Source organism: Crenobacter luteus, from assembly GCF_004345725.1.
In the GTDB taxonomy this organism is placed as follows: domain Bacteria; phylum Pseudomonadota; class Gammaproteobacteria; order Burkholderiales; family Chromobacteriaceae; genus Crenobacter; species Crenobacter luteus.
In genome coordinates, this window is the sequence record NZ_SLXG01000006.1 from 1 (window position 1) to 15,774 (window position 15,774).

General features: G+C 68.6%; 18 protein-coding genes. 5 read left to right on the forward strand and 13 right to left on the reverse strand.

The genetic code is table 11. The features are described from left to right. Both EV683_RS14385 and corA read left to right on the forward strand, forming a co-directional pair. Window positions 1-262, forward strand: a 262-nt coding sequence (locus EV683_RS14385; RefSeq protein WP_207910403.1) for a hypothetical protein, incomplete at its 5' end; no start/stop codon positions are given. Between the two features lie 59 nt (window positions 263-321). Further along, window positions 322-1,293 (forward strand): magnesium/cobalt transporter CorA, encoded by a 972-nt coding sequence (gene corA / locus EV683_RS05170; protein ID WP_131862077.1) that lies wholly within the window; start codon window positions 322-324, stop codon window positions 1,291-1,293. A 97-nt stretch (window positions 1,294-1,390) separates the two neighbouring features. Here the strand turns inward: corA and argJ are convergent, their stop codons facing one another. Next, entirely contained in the window at window positions 1,391-2,605 is a 1,215-nt protein-coding gene (gene argJ / locus EV683_RS05175; RefSeq protein WP_131862078.1) for a bifunctional glutamate N-acetyltransferase/amino-acid acetyltransferase ArgJ, read from the reverse strand. A gap of 51 nt (window positions 2,606-2,656) precedes the next feature. Then, window positions 2,657-4,465: a DNA helicase RecQ gene (gene recQ, locus EV683_RS05180; RefSeq protein WP_131862079.1), complete on the reverse strand. Its 1,809-nt coding sequence runs from the start codon at window positions 4,463-4,465 to the stop codon at window positions 2,657-2,659. A gap of 124 nt (window positions 4,466-4,589) precedes the next feature. Here recQ and EV683_RS05185 point away from each other — a divergent pair, with 124 nt between their 5' ends. Together EV683_RS05185 and EV683_RS05190 are read left to right on the forward strand one after the other, a co-directional pair. Next, entirely contained in the window at window positions 4,590-5,045 is a 456-nt protein-coding gene (locus EV683_RS05185; RefSeq protein ID WP_131862080.1) for a surface-adhesin E family protein, read from the forward strand. A gap of 32 nt (window positions 5,046-5,077) precedes the next feature. Beyond that, window positions 5,078-5,851 carry a ParA family protein gene (locus EV683_RS05190; RefSeq protein WP_066609380.1) on the forward strand — a complete coding sequence of 258 codons (774 nt, stop codon included), beginning with the start codon at window positions 5,078-5,080 and terminating at the stop codon, window positions 5,849-5,851. A 76-nt stretch (window positions 5,852-5,927) separates the two neighbouring features. On the opposite strand, the gene EV683_RS05195 is transcribed toward EV683_RS05190, so the two are convergent. From EV683_RS05195 to dapC, 8 genes are all read right to left on the reverse strand, one after another. Beyond that, window positions 5,928-6,752, reverse strand: coding sequence for an MlaA family lipoprotein (locus EV683_RS05195; RefSeq protein ID WP_243694719.1), 825 nt, complete (start codon window positions 6,750-6,752; stop codon window positions 5,928-5,930). After that, complete coding sequence (locus tag EV683_RS05200) at window positions 6,749-7,036, reverse strand: STAS domain-containing protein (protein WP_131862081.1); 288 nt, start codon at window positions 7,034-7,036, stop codon at window positions 6,749-6,751. The genes EV683_RS05195 and EV683_RS05200 overlap by 4 nt, the downstream gene beginning before the upstream one ends. After that, a complete protein-coding gene (locus EV683_RS05205) occupies window positions 7,036-7,665 on the reverse strand; it encodes an MlaC/ttg2D family ABC transporter substrate-binding protein (protein WP_066611254.1) in 630 nt (209 codons plus the stop codon). The genes EV683_RS05200 and EV683_RS05205 overlap by 1 nt, the downstream gene beginning before the upstream one ends. A 29-nt stretch (window positions 7,666-7,694) precedes the next feature. Next, window positions 7,695-8,177 carry an outer membrane lipid asymmetry maintenance protein MlaD gene (mlaD, locus tag EV683_RS05210; protein WP_066611251.1) on the reverse strand — a complete coding sequence of 161 codons (483 nt, stop codon included), beginning with the start codon at window positions 8,175-8,177 and terminating at the stop codon, window positions 7,695-7,697. A gap of 10 nt (window positions 8,178-8,187) precedes the next feature. Beyond that, window positions 8,188-8,973: a lipid asymmetry maintenance ABC transporter permease subunit MlaE gene (mlaE, locus tag EV683_RS05215; RefSeq protein ID WP_066611249.1), complete on the reverse strand. Its 786-nt coding sequence runs from the start codon at window positions 8,971-8,973 to the stop codon at window positions 8,188-8,190. Beyond that, the gene (locus EV683_RS05220) at window positions 8,966-9,778 is read right to left on the reverse strand and encodes an ABC transporter ATP-binding protein (RefSeq protein ID WP_066611247.1); all 813 of its coding nucleotides are present in this window, start codon (window positions 9,776-9,778) and stop codon (window positions 8,966-8,968) included. The genes mlaE and EV683_RS05220 overlap by 8 nt, the downstream gene beginning before the upstream one ends. Before the next feature lie 161 nt (window positions 9,779-9,939). Next, window positions 9,940-10,761, reverse strand: coding sequence for a 2,3,4,5-tetrahydropyridine-2,6-dicarboxylate N-succinyltransferase (gene dapD / locus EV683_RS05225; RefSeq protein ID WP_066611296.1), 822 nt, complete (start codon window positions 10,759-10,761; stop codon window positions 9,940-9,942). Between the two features lie 63 nt (window positions 10,762-10,824). Further along, a complete protein-coding gene (gene dapC, locus EV683_RS05230) occupies window positions 10,825-12,009 on the reverse strand; it encodes a succinyldiaminopimelate transaminase (RefSeq protein WP_066611245.1) in 1,185 nt (394 codons plus the stop codon). Window positions 12,010-12,173: 164 nt separating this feature from the next. Here dapC and EV683_RS05235 point away from each other — a divergent pair, with 164 nt between their 5' ends. After that, complete coding sequence (locus EV683_RS05235) at window positions 12,174-13,226, forward strand: DMT family transporter (RefSeq protein WP_243694720.1); 1,053 nt, start codon at window positions 12,174-12,176, stop codon at window positions 13,224-13,226. 82 nt (window positions 13,227-13,308) lie between these two features. On the opposite strand, the gene EV683_RS05240 is transcribed toward EV683_RS05235, so the two are convergent. From EV683_RS05240 to EV683_RS05250, 3 genes are all read right to left on the reverse strand, one after another. Beyond that, the gene (locus EV683_RS05240; protein ID WP_066611243.1) at window positions 13,309-13,512 is read right to left on the reverse strand and encodes a SlyX family protein; all 204 of its coding nucleotides are present in this window, start codon (window positions 13,510-13,512) and stop codon (window positions 13,309-13,311) included. A gap of 51 nt (window positions 13,513-13,563) precedes the next feature. Then, window positions 13,564-14,877, reverse strand: coding sequence for a Na+/H+ antiporter family protein (locus EV683_RS05245; RefSeq protein WP_131862083.1), 1,314 nt, complete (start codon window positions 14,875-14,877; stop codon window positions 13,564-13,566). 107 nt (window positions 14,878-14,984) lie between these two features. Then, complete coding sequence (locus EV683_RS05250; RefSeq protein ID WP_131862084.1) at window positions 14,985-15,764, reverse strand: class I SAM-dependent methyltransferase; 780 nt, start codon at window positions 15,762-15,764, stop codon at window positions 14,985-14,987. Between the last annotated feature and the right edge of the window lie 10 nt (window positions 15,765-15,774).

Here is a 15,774-nt window from a genome sequence, read left to right on the forward strand (position 1 = left end):
GTCGCGTTGTTTCGTTTGCGCTGCAGCGAGGAGGCGAACTATACCCACCCCCTCCCGCGACGTCAACACCTTTGGCGCGAAAAATATTGAAATAATCACCACGATCAAAAACAACGCCAACAAGTCGCTGATTCAACAAGACTTATCCATATCAACTATTTTGTCGCCCCGCCTGCGCCACCCTCCTCCCCCAGGGTTGGCCGAGCCTGCGGCTCGGCCAACCTTGACGCCAACTCTGCTTTTGCCGGAAAACCCGTTCTAACAGACAACGCGCCCGTGGGCATTCAAACGCCGCTGGGGCGGGCAGAAGGAGGAAGCCGCATGCTGATCAATTGCGCCGCCTACCAGGACGGCAGGAAACTGGCGGATATTCCGCAAACCGCGATCCGCGACTACGTGCGACGGCCCGATTGTTTCGTCTGGGTGGCGCTGCGCGACCCGGAGGTCGTCGAGCTGGAGGCGATGCGCGAGGAATTCGGCCTGCACGAACTGGCGGTCGAGGATGCGCATAACGGCCATCAGCGTCCGAAGATGGAGGAGTACGGCGACATGCTGTTCGTCGTCGTCCATCTGCTCGAGATCGGCGCCGCCGGCCAGGTCCGGGTCGGCGAGGTCGACATTTTCGTCGGCGCCAACTACGTGCTGTCGGTACGCAACCGCTCGAACGTCGGCTTCCTGAACGTGCGCGACCGCTGCGAGCGCGAACCGCATCTATTGAAGTTCGGCTCGGGCTTCGTGCTGTACGCGCTGATGGACGCGGCGGTCGACCGCTACTTCCCGGTGATCAACGCGCTCGAGCAGGAGCTGGAGCAGATCGAGGACGGCATGTTCACCAAGGAGAACTCGGCGCGCGACAACATCGAGGCGCTGTACGCGCTCAAGCGCAAGCTGACCCTGGTGCAACACAGCACGACGCCGCTGCTGGAGACGGTGCACAAGCTGTTCGGCGGCCGCGTGCCGCAGGTGTGCGTCGGCATGCACGAGTACTACCGCGACATCTACGACCACCTGGAGCGGATCGTGAAGCAGGTTGAAGCGCTGCGCGACATGCTGAATACCGCGATCCAGGTGAATCTGTCGCTGATCTCGCTCGATGATTCGGCGATCACCAAGAAGTTCGCCGCCTACGGCGCGCTGTTCGCGATGCCGACCATGGTCGCCGGCATCTACGGGATGAACTTCGAGGCGATGCCGGAATTGCGCTGGACCTACGGCTACCCGCTGGCGCTGGCGGCGATGCTCGGGCTGGACGTGTTGCTGTGGCGACGCTTCAGGCGCGCCGGCTGGATCTAGCCCGGCCGCACAACGCAACAGGCCGGGCATGCGCCCGGCCTGTTGTGGTTTCGATCGACGGCTTGGCCGAGCCTCGGCCCAGCCTTTGCCGAACGGATCAGCTGCGGTAGTCGGCGTTGATGCGCACGTAGTCGTAGGAGAAGTCGCAGGTCCATACGGTGGCGGCCGCTTCGCCGCGGCCGAGCACGACGCGCACGGTGATCTCGGCCTCGTTCATCACGCGCTGGCCGTCTTCCTCTTTATATTCCGGGTTGCGGCCGCCGTCGCGGGCGACCAGCACGTCGCCCAGGTAGAGCTCGAGGCGGTCGACGTCGAGGTCGGTGACGCCGGCGTAGCCGATCGCCGCCAGGATGCGGCCGAGGTTGGGGTCGGACGCAAAGAAGGCGGTCTTGACCAGCGGCGACTTGGCGATCGCGTAGGCGACGGCCTTGCACTCGTCGCGCGACCGGCCACCCTCGACGGTGACGGTGATGAACTTGGTCGCGCCCTCGCCGTCGCGCGCCATCGCCTGCGCCAGCTCGACGGCCACCTCCAGCAACGCCGCCTTGACCGCCTGGTAGGCGTCGTTCGCTTCGCTGATCAGCGGCAGCTCGCTCTTGCCGGTCGAGATCAGCATGAAGCTGTCGTTGGTCGAGGTGTCGCCGTCGACGGTGACGCAGTTGAACGACTGGTCGGCGACTTCCTTCACCAGCTGCTGCAGCAGCGGGCGGGTGATCGCCGCGTCGGTGGCCAGGTAGCCGAGCATGGTCGCCATGTTCGGGTGGATCATGCCCGAGCCCTTGGCGATGCCGGTGACGGTGACGGTGTGGCCGTCGATCTCGATCCGGCGGCTCGCCGCCTTCGGCAGCGTGTCGGTGGTCATGATCGCCTCGGCGGCGTCGGCCCAGCCCGCCGCGCGGCGGGTCGGCAGCGCGGCGACGATCTTGTCGGCCGGCAGCGGCTCGAGGATCACGCCGGTCGAGAACGGCAGCACCTGTTCGACCTCGCAGCCGATCTCGTCGGCCACCGCCTGGCACACCGCCAGCGCGCGCGCGCGGCCGTCTTCGCCGGTGCCGGCGTTGGCGTTGCCGGTGTTGACCACCAGCGCGCGGATCTGCACGCCGGCGTCGAGGTGGCGCTTGGCGATCTGCACCGGCGCGGCGCAGAAGCGGTTCTGGGTGAACACGCCGGCGACGGTGTTGCCCTTGTCGAGGCGGATCACCAGCACGTCCTTGCGGTTCGGCTTCTTGACGCCGGCCTCGGCGACGGACAGCTCGACGCCGGCGACCGGGAACAGTTTGGCGGGGTCGAGGGCGGGAAGGTTGACGGCCATGACGGGACTCCTGTCGTTGTTATCTTTAAGCAGCGTTCGATGGTAGCAGAATCAGCCGGCCGCTTCGCGCGCCTCGGCCAACAGCGCCAGCAGGGCGTCGCCGTAGCGGGCGAGCTTGAGTTCGCCGAGGCCGTAGATGCGCGCCAGCGCCGGCAGAGAGTCCGGGCACTGTTCGACCAGCTCGCGCAAGGTGCGGTCGTTGAACACCGCGTAGGCCGGCACGTTGTGCGCGTCGGCGGTCTCCTTGCGCCACGCGCGCAGCGCCTGCCACAGCCGCTCCTCGCGCTCGGTGCGCAGCCAGCGCTCGGCCGCGTGCACGGTCTTGGCGCGCGCGTCGTCGACCGGCGGGCGCAGGAAGACCTTCTCCTCGCCCTTGAGCACCGGCCGGCAGGCGTCGGTCAGCAGCAGCCGCTGGCCGCGGCTCATGTCGACCTCCAAGAGCTTCTTGCCGACCAGCTGACGGATGAAGCCGCGCCAGGCGCGCTTGTTGTAGTCGCGGCCGACGCCGTAGGTCGGCAGCTTGTCGTGGCCGGTCTGGCGGATCAGCTCGGTGTCGGCGCCGGTCAGGATGTCGACCACGTGGCCGGCGGCGAAGCGCTGGCCGCTGCGGTAGACCGCCGACAACAGCTTCTGCACCGGCACGGTCGCGTCGAAGGTGATCGGCGGGCTGACGCAGTTGTCGCAATGGCCGCACGGTTCGCGGCTCTCGCCGAAGAAGGCGAGGATGTGCTGGCGGCGGCAGGCGGCGGTTTCGCAGAAGCCGAGCATCGCGTCGAGCTTGGCCAGCTCGACCTGCTTTTGCGCGGCGGACATTTCGCCGCCCTCGATCATCTGCGCCAGCTGCACCAGGTCGTTGAGGCCGTAGCACAGCCAGCTGGCCGCCGGCAGGCCGTCGCGGCCGGCGCGGCCCGACTCCTGGTAGAAGTTCTCCGGGCTTTTCGGCAGGTCGAGGTGGGCGACGAAGCGCACGTCCGGCTTGTCGATGCCCATGCCGAAGGCGACGGTGGCGACCATCACGATGCCGTCCTCGCGCAGAAAGCGGCGCTGGTGGGTGTCGCGAATCTCGTGCGACAGGCCGGCGTGGTAGGGCAAGGCGTTGATGCCCTGCTCGGCCAACCATTCGGCGGTGTCTTCGACCTTTTTGCGCGACAGGCAGTAGACGATGCCGGACGCGCCGGCGTATTCGCGACAGATGAAGTCGAGCAGCTGCTTCTTCGCGTTGTGCTTTTCCACCACCTGGTAGAACAGGTTCGGGCGGTCGAAACTGGACAGGAAGGTCTTGCCCGCGTCGAGCTTCAGGTAGTGCAGGATGTCGGCGCGCGTCTGCTGGTCGGCGGTCGCGGTCAGCGCGATGCGCGGCACCTCGGGAAAGCGCTCGGCCAACAGGCCGAGCTGCTGGTATTCGGGGCGGAAGTCGTGCCCCCAGTGGCTGACGCAGTGCGCCTCGTCGATCGCGAACAGCGCGATCCGCGGCAGGCCGTCGAGGAAGTCGAGCATGCGCGGCGTGACGAGGCGCTCGGGCGCGACGTACAGCAGTTTCAGCACGCCGGCCTTGGCGTCGAAAGCGATGCGGCGCGCCTCGTCCGGCGGCGTGGCCGAATTGAGGCAGGCGGCGGCGACGCCGAGCTCCTGCAAGGTGGCGACCTGGTCCTGCATCAGCGCGATCAAGGGCGAGACGACGATGGCGACGCCGTCGCGCAGCAGCGCCGGAATCTGGAAGCACAGGCTCTTGCCGCCGCCGGTCGGCATCAGCACCAGCGCGTGGCCGCCGTCGGCGACCTGGGCGACGATGTCGGCCTGCTGGCCGCGGAAGGCCGGGTAGCCGAAGACCTGATTCAGTAGGGTAAGGGCGTCTTGCATGGGAAGGCTTTACGGGCGAGGCCACGATTGTACGCCAAGCGCGCGCGCGCCGCCCTCCCCGCGCCGCCGGGTTCATCTGCGGCGCCAATCGTGCGACACTGGCGCCAGTTCAAGGAGACCGTCCATGCTGTACCGAATCCTGCTGTCGGCTGCCGCCGCCGCCCTCGTCGCCGGCTGCGCCAGCACCCCTGCGTCCAAGCCGGCCCCCGGCAAGCCGGAAGCCAACGCCAACTGGCACAACCTCGGCGTATCGCCGAACGGCAACATCCTCAACGAGCTCGACGAGCGCTCGATCCAGCGTCGCGGCGGCCTCGTCACCTTCCGCGACCGCAAGACCATCTTCAACCCGAAGAAGGAAAACTTCCTGTCGACGCCGCCGCACAAGTATTCGATCAACAGCTGGCAGATCGACTGCAACGCGCGCACCTTCCGCCTGCTGTCGGTCGCGCTGTTCGACGAAAACGGCCGCCAGACCGCCAGCTACACATATAATGACGCACAGATAAAAGCGATGCCGGTGGTGCAAAACTCGGCCAGCTTCCAGCAGATGCAGTTCGTCTGCGGCAACCCGGCGCTGTGACCGGACCCGCCCTCCCTCAGACAGGACGTGCGATGAAACGAGTGGTGTTCAATCAGAAAGGCGGGGTCGGCAAGTCGACCATCGCCGTCAACCTCGCGGCGGCGGCCGCCAAGACCGGCCGCCGCGTGCTGGTGGTCGACCTCGACCCGCAAGGCAACGCCAGCGGCTACCTGCTCGGCGCAAGCGACGGCGACGCGACCTCCGGCGTCGCCGGTTTCTTCGCCGACCAGCTGACCATCAGCCTGTACCAGAAGGCGCCGCGCGACTTCGTCGTCGCGACGCCGTTCGAGAACCTGTTCCTGATGCCGTCGCACGCCGAACTCGACGAGCTGATGGGCAAGCTCGAGGCGCGCTACAAGATGTTCAAGCTCAAGGAAGCGCTCGACGCGCTCGCGGCCGAGTTCGACGAGATCTGGATCGACACCCCGCCGTCGCTGAACTTCTACACCCGCTCGGCGCTGATCGCCGCCGACCGCTGCCTGATCCCGTTCGACTGCGACAGCTTCTCGCGCCAGGCGCTGTACAAGCTGCTCGACAACGCCGGCGAGATCCGCGCCGACCACAACCCGCGCCTCGCGATCGAGGGCATCGTCGTCAACCAGTTCCAGCCGCGCGCCAGCCTGCCGGCGCAACTGGTCGCCGAGCTCGAGGACGAGGGCCTGCCGGTGCTGCCGGTCCGGCTGTCGAGCTCGGTAAAGATCCGCGAATCGCACCAGCTCGCGCGTCCGATGGTGTTCCTCGACGCCCGCCACAAACTGGCCGAGGAGTACGCCGCGCTCTACCAGCACCTGCACGGCGCGGCCTGAGTCGGCGCGACGCGAAAAAACGGCTCGGCCAACCTTCAGGGTTGGCCGAGCCGTTTTCGCTTGGGCAGGACGACGTCTAGCGCGATGCGGCGGCGCCCGCGTCGGACACCGACACGACGCCGGCGCGACCCGGCGTCTGCGCGCCGTCGCTCGCGCCGGCCGGCGGCGTCGATTCCTCCATCAGCTGGTCGAGGTCGAGGTCGTCGTCGCGGCTGGCCGGCGGCGCGACGCCGATCTCGCGCGCCCTGAGCTGCAGGTAGCCGTCGCGCACGAAGGAGTACGGGTCGAGCGCCGCCTCGTCGACCGTTTCCTCGAGTCCGAGGTAGCGTTCGCGGGTGCTGACGCCGTTGAGCACGCCGGCGACGGTGGCGCGCGTTTCGGTGCCGAAGGCGTGGCGGTAGGGATCGGCGGCGAAATAGGCGGCGGCGCCGAGGCCGTCGCGCACCGTCGACGGGCCGAGGATGGGCAGCACCAGATAGCTGCTGTGCTTCCAGCCCCAGCTGGCGAAGGTGTCGCCGAGCGTGTTCTTGTTGCTGACGAGCCCGGCCGGCGTCGCGACGTCGAGCAAACCCGCCAGGCCGAAGGTCGTGTTGAGGCTGACGCGCATGATGTCGTTCAGCGCCTTCTGGACGTCGACGCGCAGCAGGTTGCTGATCGCGCTGTAGGCGTCGAGCCAGTTGTTGAAGAAGTTGCCGACGCCGGTGCGCACCGGCTGCGGCGCGATCGCGCGGTAACCCTCGGCCACCGGCTTGACCACCGCCCGGTCGGCGGTGTCGTTGAAGCGGTAGACCGCGCGGTTGAACGGCTCGAACGGATCGTGCGGGTTGGCCGGCGCGCTCGCGCAGCCGCCCAGCAGCAGGACGGCGAGCCCGGCGACGGCCAGCAGTCGGCGCGCGCTCACCGGGCGCTCCTTTCGAGCAGCGCCTCGACGCCGTAAAGGCGGGCCAGCGTCAGCATGCCCGACGGCACGCCGCTGAACGCCAGGTCGTGCCCGGCCTCGCGCGCCGCGCGGCGCGCCTCGAGCAGCAGCGCGAGCGCGGCCGAGTCGGCAGCGGTCACGCCGGCCAGGTCGACCTCGCCGCCGCGGCGCGCGGCGGCCGCCAGCGGCGCGGACAGGGCGGCGCACTGCCGCATCGTCAATTCGCCCCGAAGGCGCCAGCGCCCCTCGCCTGCTGCTTCCAGCATCACGCCCCCTTGGCCACCAGCGCGGCGTTCTTGTCCTGCAGCGACTTGATCAGCCCGTCGACGCCGCCCTTGCGGATCTCGTCGTTGAACTGGTTGCGGTAGGTGGTGATCAGGCTCAGGCCCTCGACCGACACGTTGTAGACCTTCCAGCCCTGCGGGCTCTTGTAGAAGGTGTAGTCGATCGCCACCGGCTTCTTGTCGCCGCTGTTGGGCAGGCTGACCTCGGACTTCACCGTGGTTTCGCGGCCGTCCGGGCTGACCACCGCGTTCGGCTTGACGTCAACCTGCGCGTTCTTGAAGCGGTTCATCGTGCTCGAATACGAGCGCACCAGCAGCGACTGGAACTGACGGGTCAGCTCGGCCTGCTGCTCGGCGTCGGCCTGGCGCCAGCCCTGGCCGATCGCGTAGGCGGTCATGCGCTTGAAGTCGAAGTTCGGCAGCACCAGCGCCTCGACCTGCGCGCGCACCTGGCGGGTATTCTTGCCGTCGTCCTTCTTGAGCAGGTCGAGCACCTGGCGCGAGGTTTCGCGCACCATCTCGACCGGGCTGTCGTTGGCGGCCAGCGCCGGGGCGGACAGGCCGGCCAGCAGGGCCAGCTTGAGGATCAGCGAATTCAGGGTCTTCAGCATATTGTCACCTTGGCGGATACGAATCGGGTTTACTGGGCGGCGGCGGGTTTGCCGTCGCCCTTTTCGGCGAAGCTCGTCATGAACTTGCCGATCAATTGTTCGAGCACCACCGCCGACGAGGTCAGCGTGATGCGGCCACCGGCGGCGAGATTGTCCGGGTCGCCGCCCTGGGTCAGGCCGATGTACTGCTCGCCCAGCAGGCCGGAGGTCAGGATCTCGGCGCTGACGTCGCGACTGAACTGGAATTGCTTGTCGATCTGCAGCGTGACCTTGGCGCGGTAGCTCTGCGCGTCCAGTTCGATCGCGGCGACGCGGCCGACGACGACGCCGGCCGACTTCACCGGCGCCTTCGCCTTCAGGCCGCCGATGTTGTCGAATTCGGCGACCAGCGGGTAGGTCTGCTCGGCCGAAGCCGGCACCAGGTTGGCGACCTTGAGCGACAGGAAGACGACGGCGGCGATGCCCAGCGCGACGAAAACGCCGACCCACAAGTCGATGGTAGTTCTTTTCATTCTCTCGTTCCTAGAACATGAAGGCGGTGAGCACGAAGTCGAGCGCGAGGATGACCAGCGCCGAGGTGACCACGGTGCGGGTGGTGGCGCCGGACACGCCGGCGGCGGTCGGCGTCGCGTCGTAGCCCTCGAACACGGCGATCAGCGTCACCGCGACGCCGAACACCAGGCTCTTGATCAGGCCGTTGACGACGTCGCTGTGCAGGTCGACCGCGTTCTGCATCTGCGACCAGAAGGTGCCGTCGTCCAGCCCTATCATCACCACGCCGACCAGATAGCCGCCGAAAATGCCCATCACGTTGAAGATCGCCGCGAGCACCGGCATCGAGATCACGCCGGCCCAGAAGCGCGGCGCGACGACGCGCGCGATCGGGTTGACCGCCATCACGTTCATCGCCTCGAGCTGTTCGGTCGCCTTCATCAGGCCTATCTCGGCGGTCATCGCGCTGCCGGCCCGACTGGCGAACAACAGCGCGGCCAGCACCGGGCCGAGCTCGCGCAGCAGCGACAGCGCGACCAGCGCGCCGAGCGCGTCGGCCGAGCCGAAGCGCGACAGCGTGTTGTAGCCCTGCAGACCGAGCACCATGCCGACGAACAGGCCGGACACGACGATGATGATCAGCGACAGCACGCCGGCGAAGTAGACCTCGCGTATCGTCAGCTGGAAGCGCGCGAGGCTCTGGCCGGAAAAGCGCAGGATGGCGAGCAGGAAGCGCGAGGCGAAGCCGAGGCGCCACACCGCGTTGACCGACAGGTGGCCGAGGTGGCGCAGCGGCGCGAGCAGGGTATCAAGCATGGCCCGCCTCCAGTCCGAGGTCGGCGGCCAGCGAGGTCGGCGCCGGGTAGGCGAAGTGGACCGGCCCCTCGGGCGCGCCGTCGACGAACTGCCGCAGCCACGGCGAATCGGACGCGCGCACCTCGGCGGGCGTGCCCTCGGCGATGATCTTGCCCTGCGCGACGAAGAACACGTAGTCGACGATGTCGAGCGACTTGTGCACGTCGTGCGTCACCATCACCGCGGTGGTACCGAGCGCGTCGTTCAGTTTCTTGATCAGGTGCGCGATCACGCCGAGCGAGATCGGGTCGAGGCCGGTGAACGGCTCGTCGTACAGCATCAGCGCCGGGTCGAGCGCGATCGCGCGCGCCAGCGCGACGCGGCGCGCCATGCCGCCGGACAGCTCGGACGGCATCAGCTTCTCGGTTCCCCGGAGGCCGACCGCGTTGAGCTTCAGCGTGACGAGGTCGTCGATCAGGCGCGGCGGCAGGTCGGTGTGCTCCTTGAGCGGAAAGGCGACGTTCTCGCCGACGGTCAGGTCGGTGAACAGCGCGCCGAACTGGAACAAAAAGCCCATGCGGCGGCGATGTTCGTACAATTCGGCGTGGCTCATGCGGGCGAGATCGCGCCCGTCGACCAGCACCTGCCCCTGCTGCGGGCGGACCTGGCCGGAGATCAGCCGCAGGAGCGTCGTCTTGCCGCTGCCGCTGCCGCCCATGATGGCGACCAGCTGGCCGCGCTCGACCCGGAAGGAGAGGTCCTTCAGGATGGGACGATCGTTGTAGGCGAAGCTGACGCCGCGGAATTCGATGAAGGGTTCGGTCACGTTCTATCGTGTTGGAATCGGCGCAAGGGCCGGAAAATACGAAGATTTTACCGTTTTTGCGCTCGCCGCGCCAATCCGGCCGCCCGGAAAAATGACAAACGGCTCGACCGGCCCCGCGTGCGGGGTCGGCCGAGCCGCGACAGGCTGCCCGGAAGGCCGGCTTACACGCCGCGCAGCAGCTCGTTGATGCTGGTCTTGGCGCGGGTCTTGGCGTCGACCTTCTTGACGATCACCGCGCAGTACAGGCTGTACTTGCCGTCGGCCGACGGCAGGTTGCCCGACACCACCACCGAGCCCGGCGGGATACGGCCGTAGCTGACTTCGCCGGTTTCGCGGTCGTAGATCTTGGTCGACTGACCGATGTAGACGCCCATCGAGATCACCGAGCCTTCGCCGACGATCACGCCTTCGACCACTTCCGAGCGCGCGCCGATGAAGCAGTTGTCTTCGATGATGGTCGGGTTGGCCTGCAGCGGCTCGAGCACGCCGCCGATGCCGACGCCGCCGGACAGGTGCACGTTCTTGCCGATCTGCGCGCACGAACCGACGGTGGCCCAGGTGTCGACCATGGTGCCTTCGTCGACGTAGGCGCCGATGTTCACGTAGGACGGCATCAGCACGGTGTTCTTGGCGACGAAGGAGCCCTTGCGCGCGACGGCGCCCGGCACGACGCGGAAGCCGGCTTCCTGGAAGCGCTTCTCGTTCCAGTCGTGGAACTTGGTGTCGACCTTGTCGAAGTAGCGCGACACGCCGTCGTCCAGCAGGCCGTTGTCGCGGATGCGGAACGACAGCAGCACGGCCTTCTTCACCCACTGGTGGGTGGTCCACTCGCCGTCGATCTTCTCGGCCACGCGCAGGCGGCCGGCGTCGAGCTCGTCGATGACCTGGCCGATGGCGGCCTTCAGTTCCGGCGACACGGTGGCCGGGGTGATGTCGGCGCGCTTTTCGAACGCTTCTTCGATCAGGGCTTGGATCGGGTGCATTTTGTTGAGTCCTTTGGCGAGGTGATGTTCGGGAATGGTCATGATTATAGTTTTGCCTGGCGATTAACGGGCCGCGTAGCGGGCGATACGGTGGGCTGCCTCGACGCAGTCGGCCAAAGGCGCGACCAGCGCGATGCGGATATAGCCGGCGCCCGGGTTGACGCCGTGCGCGTCGCGCGCGAGAAAGCGCCCCGGCAGCACGGTCACGTGCTCGGCTTCGAACAGGCCGCGCGCGAAGGCGGCGTCGTCGCCGCCCGGGACGCGCGCCCACAGGTAGAAGCCGGCGTCGGGCGCGGCGAAGTCTAGCACGGGCGCGAGAATCGGCATGACCGCCGCGAACTTGGCCGCGTACAGCGCGCGGTTCTCGGCGACGTGCGCCTCGTCGTTCCACGCGGCGACGCTGGCGGCCTGGAACAGCGGGCTCATCGCGCAGCCGTGGTAGGTGCGGTAGCGCAGGAAGGCGGCGAGGATGTTCGCGTCGCCGGCGACGAAGCCCGAGCGCATGCCCGGCACGTTCGAGCGCTTCGAGAGGCTGGTGAACATCACCAGGCGCGTAAAATCGCGGCCGAGCTTCGCGGCGGCCTCGAGGCCGCCCAAGGGCGCCGCGTCGAAGTAGATCTCCGAGTAGCACTCGTCGGACGCGATGGTGAAGCCGTAGCGGTCCGACAGCGCGAACAGCGCCTGCCAGTCCTCGAGCGACATCACCGCGCCGGTCGGGTTGCCCGGGCTGCAGACGAACACCAGCTGGGTGCGGCGCCACACCGCCTCGGGCACCGACGCCCAGTCGGGCTGAAAGCGCCCCTCGGCCAGCGTGTTGACGTAGTAGGGTTCGGCGCCGGAGAGCAGCGCCGCGCCTTCGTAGATCTGGTAGAACGGGTTCGGCGAGATCACCACCGGCTTTTCAATGCCCGACGCGTCGATCAGCGCCTGCGCGAACGCGAACAGCGCCTCGCGACTGCCGTTGACCGGCAGCACCTCGCGCGCGGCGTCGACCGCGACGCCGTAGCGGCGCTGCAGCCACGCGGCGCACGCGGCGCGCAGCGCGTCGCCGCCCTGGGTGGCCGGGTAGCCGGACAGGCCGGACAGGTTGGCCGATACCGCGTCCTTCACGCAGGCGGGCGCCGGGTGCTTGGGCTCGCCGATCGACAGGTTGACGGGGGAGCGCTCCGCGTTCGGCACCGCGCCGGCGAACAGTTCGCGCAGGCGCTGGAAGGGATAGGGTTGCAATGCGTCCAGATGGGGGTTCACGGGCGGCTCCGGCGGTTGAGGCAAAACGGCCATCTTAAGAAATTGCGACGCGTCCTGACAAACTTGAACGTTTGTCCCAGCCGCGCGCGGCGCGCCGTCGGCCGGGCGACGCGCTTCCGCTACAATGGGCGACTCGTCCGACCTTTACCCCTTCTTGAATGTCTTTGCCAGCCACTTTGTCGCAGACCCGCTTCGCCGCGCTGGGCGTGCTGTCGGTCGCCCTCGTCTGGGGGCTGATGTGGGCGCCGTTCCGCTTCCTCGCCGAGGCCGGCGTCTCGCCGCAGCTGTCGTCCTTCCTCGTCTACAGCATGGTGTCGCTGCTCGGCGCGGCGCTGTTCTGGCGCGTGTTCCGCGCGCACTGGCGGCTAACGCCGCATCTGGCGATCCTCTTGCTGGCCTTCGGCTGGACCAACTTCGGCTACACCAAGGCGATGACCGACGGCGAGGTGATGCGCGCGCTGTTGCTGTTCTACGCTTCGCCCTTGTGGGGCGCGCTGTTCTCGTGGTGGCTGCTGAAGGAGACGCTGACGCGGATCGGCTGGGCGGTGATCGCGGTGTCGCTGGCCGGCGTCGTCGCCATCCTGTGGCAGCCCGGAGCCGGCGGCGGCGCCTGGCTGTCCGAGCCGTACGAATGGATGGCGCTGACCTCGGGCATGGCCTTCGCGTTCGGCCAGGTGGTCAGCCGCCACGCGCGCGCGCTGCCGCCGCCGGTCAAGTCGTCGACGATCTGGCTCGGCACCGCGGCGCTGGGCCTGGCGCTATCGGGGGCCAACGGCGAGCTCGCGCGCGTCGCGACCATCGACGCCTGGCACTGGGCGGTGCTCGTCCTGCTGGCGGTGTCGCTGTTCTGCACCAGCGTGGTGTCGCAAGCCAGCCTCGCGATCCTGCCGGCCAACCAGGTGATCACGCTGATGCTGACCGAGCTGGTGTTCGCCGCCTTGTCGGCCTACGCGATGGCCGGCGAGACGATGAGCGCCAACGAATGGCTCGGCGGCGCGCTGATCGTCGGCGCCAGCCTGTTCTCGGGCCGGATGAGCAGCAAGCCGGCGCCGCTCGAAGTCGCGCCGCCGGCCGAGCTGGCGCGCTGCGGCGAGGCGGACCCCGCCGACGCGCCCGAGCCCGAGCCGGTCGCGCCGGCCACCGAGCCGCCGCCGGTGATCCGCCGCCGCAACATCGAAGGCGAGTCGACCCGACCGCGCGGCCTGCGCCGGCGCTGACGCGCCGCCCGCCCCCGGCTCCGGACGATAAAAGGCTCGGCCAACCTCGCCAGGTTGGCCGAGCCTTGTTGCGACGCCGCGCTCAGTAGTGCGGCGGGATCTCGTGCTGCGGCGCATTGCCTGCCGCGTCCGGGCTCTGGTTCTGCAGCATCCGGTAGAGGATGCGCATCTGGTCCTGCAGCAGCGACAACTCCTGCTGCTGGCGCGCGACCGTCTGGTTGAGCGCGTCCAAGAGCTCGTCCTGGAAGGCGAGCCTGACCTCGAGCTCGTCGATGCGCGATTCCATGTTCCGACTCCCCAGTCTGTGCGATGCGCGGATTCTACGCGCGCGCGCCGCTCAGAGCACCATCGCCGCGACCCAACCGGCCGCCATCAAGGGCAGGTTGTAGTGCAGGAAGGTCGGCACCACCGTGTCCCACATATGGTCGTGCTGGCCGTCGACGTTCAGGCCCGAGCTCGGGCCGAGCGTCGAGTCGGACGCCGGCGAGCCGGCGTCGCCCAGCGCGCCGGCGGTGCCGACGATCGCCACCGTCGCCAGCGGCGAAAAGCCCATCGCGACGCACAAGGGCACGTAGATCGCCGCGATGATCGGCACGGTCGAGAACGACGAGCCGATGCCCATCGTGATCAGCAGCCCGACCGCCAGCATCGCGAACGCCGCCAGCGCGCGGCTGCCGGCGAACCACGCGGCCGACGTCTTCACCAGCGACGCGACCTCGCCGGTCGCCTTGAGCACCTCGGCGAAGCCGGCGGCGGCGATCATGATGAAGCCTATCGTCGCCATCATCTTCACGCCCTCGGAGAACAGCCCGTCGGCGTCCTGCCACTTGACCGCGCCGGTCGCGATGAAGAGCAAAAAGCCCACCAGCGCGCCCAGCGCCATCGAGCCGCTGTAAAGCTGCACCGCGAAGGCGGCGGCGATCGCCGCCAGCGCGGTCGCCAGCGACTTGCGGCTCGCCTTCGCCTTCTGCCGCTCGGCCGCCTCGATGCGGCCGAGGTCGTAATGGCGCGGCCTGCGGTAGCTGAACAGCAGCGCGATCAGCAGCCCGGCGACCATGCCGGCGGCCGGGATCGCCATCGCGTGCATCACGTTCACGCCGGCGACCGGCATGCCGGCCTTCTCGACGTTGGCGAGCAAAATCTGGCGGAGAAAGATCTCGCCGAAGCCGACCGGGAAAAACATGTACGGCGTGACGAGGCCGAAGGTCATCACGCAGGCGACGAGCCGGCGGTCGAGCCTCAGGCGCGCCATCACGTACAAGAGCGGCGGCACGATCAGCGGGATGAAGGCGATGTGGATCGGGATCAGGTTCTGCGAGGCGACGCTGAGCAAGAGCAGCACGACGACCAGCCCCCACTTCAGGCGCGTCTTGCCCGAATCGGACGACAGGCGCGCGACGGCGAGGTCGGCCAGCGCGTGCGGCAGGCCGGACTTGGCGATCGCGACGGCGAAGGCGCCCAGCAGCGCGTAGGACAGCGCGACGCTCGCGCCGCCGGTGATGCCGCTATTGAAGGCGGCCAGCGTCTTGGCGAGGTCGAGCCCGCCGGCGAGGCCGCCGACCAGCGAGGCGACGATCAGGCTGATCACGACGTGGGTGCGCGCGAGCGACAGCATCAGCATCACCAACACGGCCAGCAATACGGCGTTCAAAACGGAGCCTTTCGGAAAAAAAGGCCGCAGGGTAGCGCGCGCGGGGCGGGGAAAGGACCTGGGGTTTTCCCGCACGACCCGTCGTAAACGGCTGTTTTTACAGACCGTTACCCGCCCGGCCCCGCAAGGGGCACCGGGCGCGGCGCGTACAGGTCGAAGCGCGTGCTCTTGCCCGGCAGCTCGCCGCTGCGCGCGACGCCCGCCAGCGGCGCGCCCAACCGCGGGCGCTTGACCACCACGCGCTTCTTCGCCGCCGCGACCGCGGCGACCAGCAGCCTGTCGGCGTCGAGGTCGTCGCCGATCACGCTCTGAAAAGCCTGCATATCCTTCTTGGCCGCCGCGCTCTTGCCGGTGTCGGGGAACATCGGGTCCAGATACACCACGTCGGGGCGTGCGTCCTCGGCCAAGGTGGACAGCCACTCGGCGGCGTCCGCGTGCACCAGCGTCATCCGCGCGGCGATCGGCGCGGTCGTGTCGTCGCGCGACGCGCGCTCGAGCGCGTCGTCGAGCAAGGCGGCGGCGACCGGCGAGCGCTCGATCAGCGTCACCGCGCAGCCGAGGCTGGCCAGCACGAAGGCGTCGCGGCCGAGGCCGGCGGTCGCGTCGACCACGCTCGGCGTCGCCGCGCCCTTGAGGCCGACCGCGCGCGCGACCGGCTGGCCGCGCCCGCCGCCGAACTCGCGCCGGTGGCGCGCCGCGCCGTCGACGAAGTCGGCGAACACCGCGCCGTGGCCCGCGGCGGCGGCGAGTTCCAGCCGCGCGGCGGTCAGCTCCAGCCAGTAGCCGGTCGCCGGCGGCGCCGCGACGACGTGCAGGCCGTAGCGGCGCGCCAGCTCCTCGGCGCGCTCGCGCCGCTCGGGATCGGACAGGAAAAGGGGAAAGGCCATCGCGCGCTCC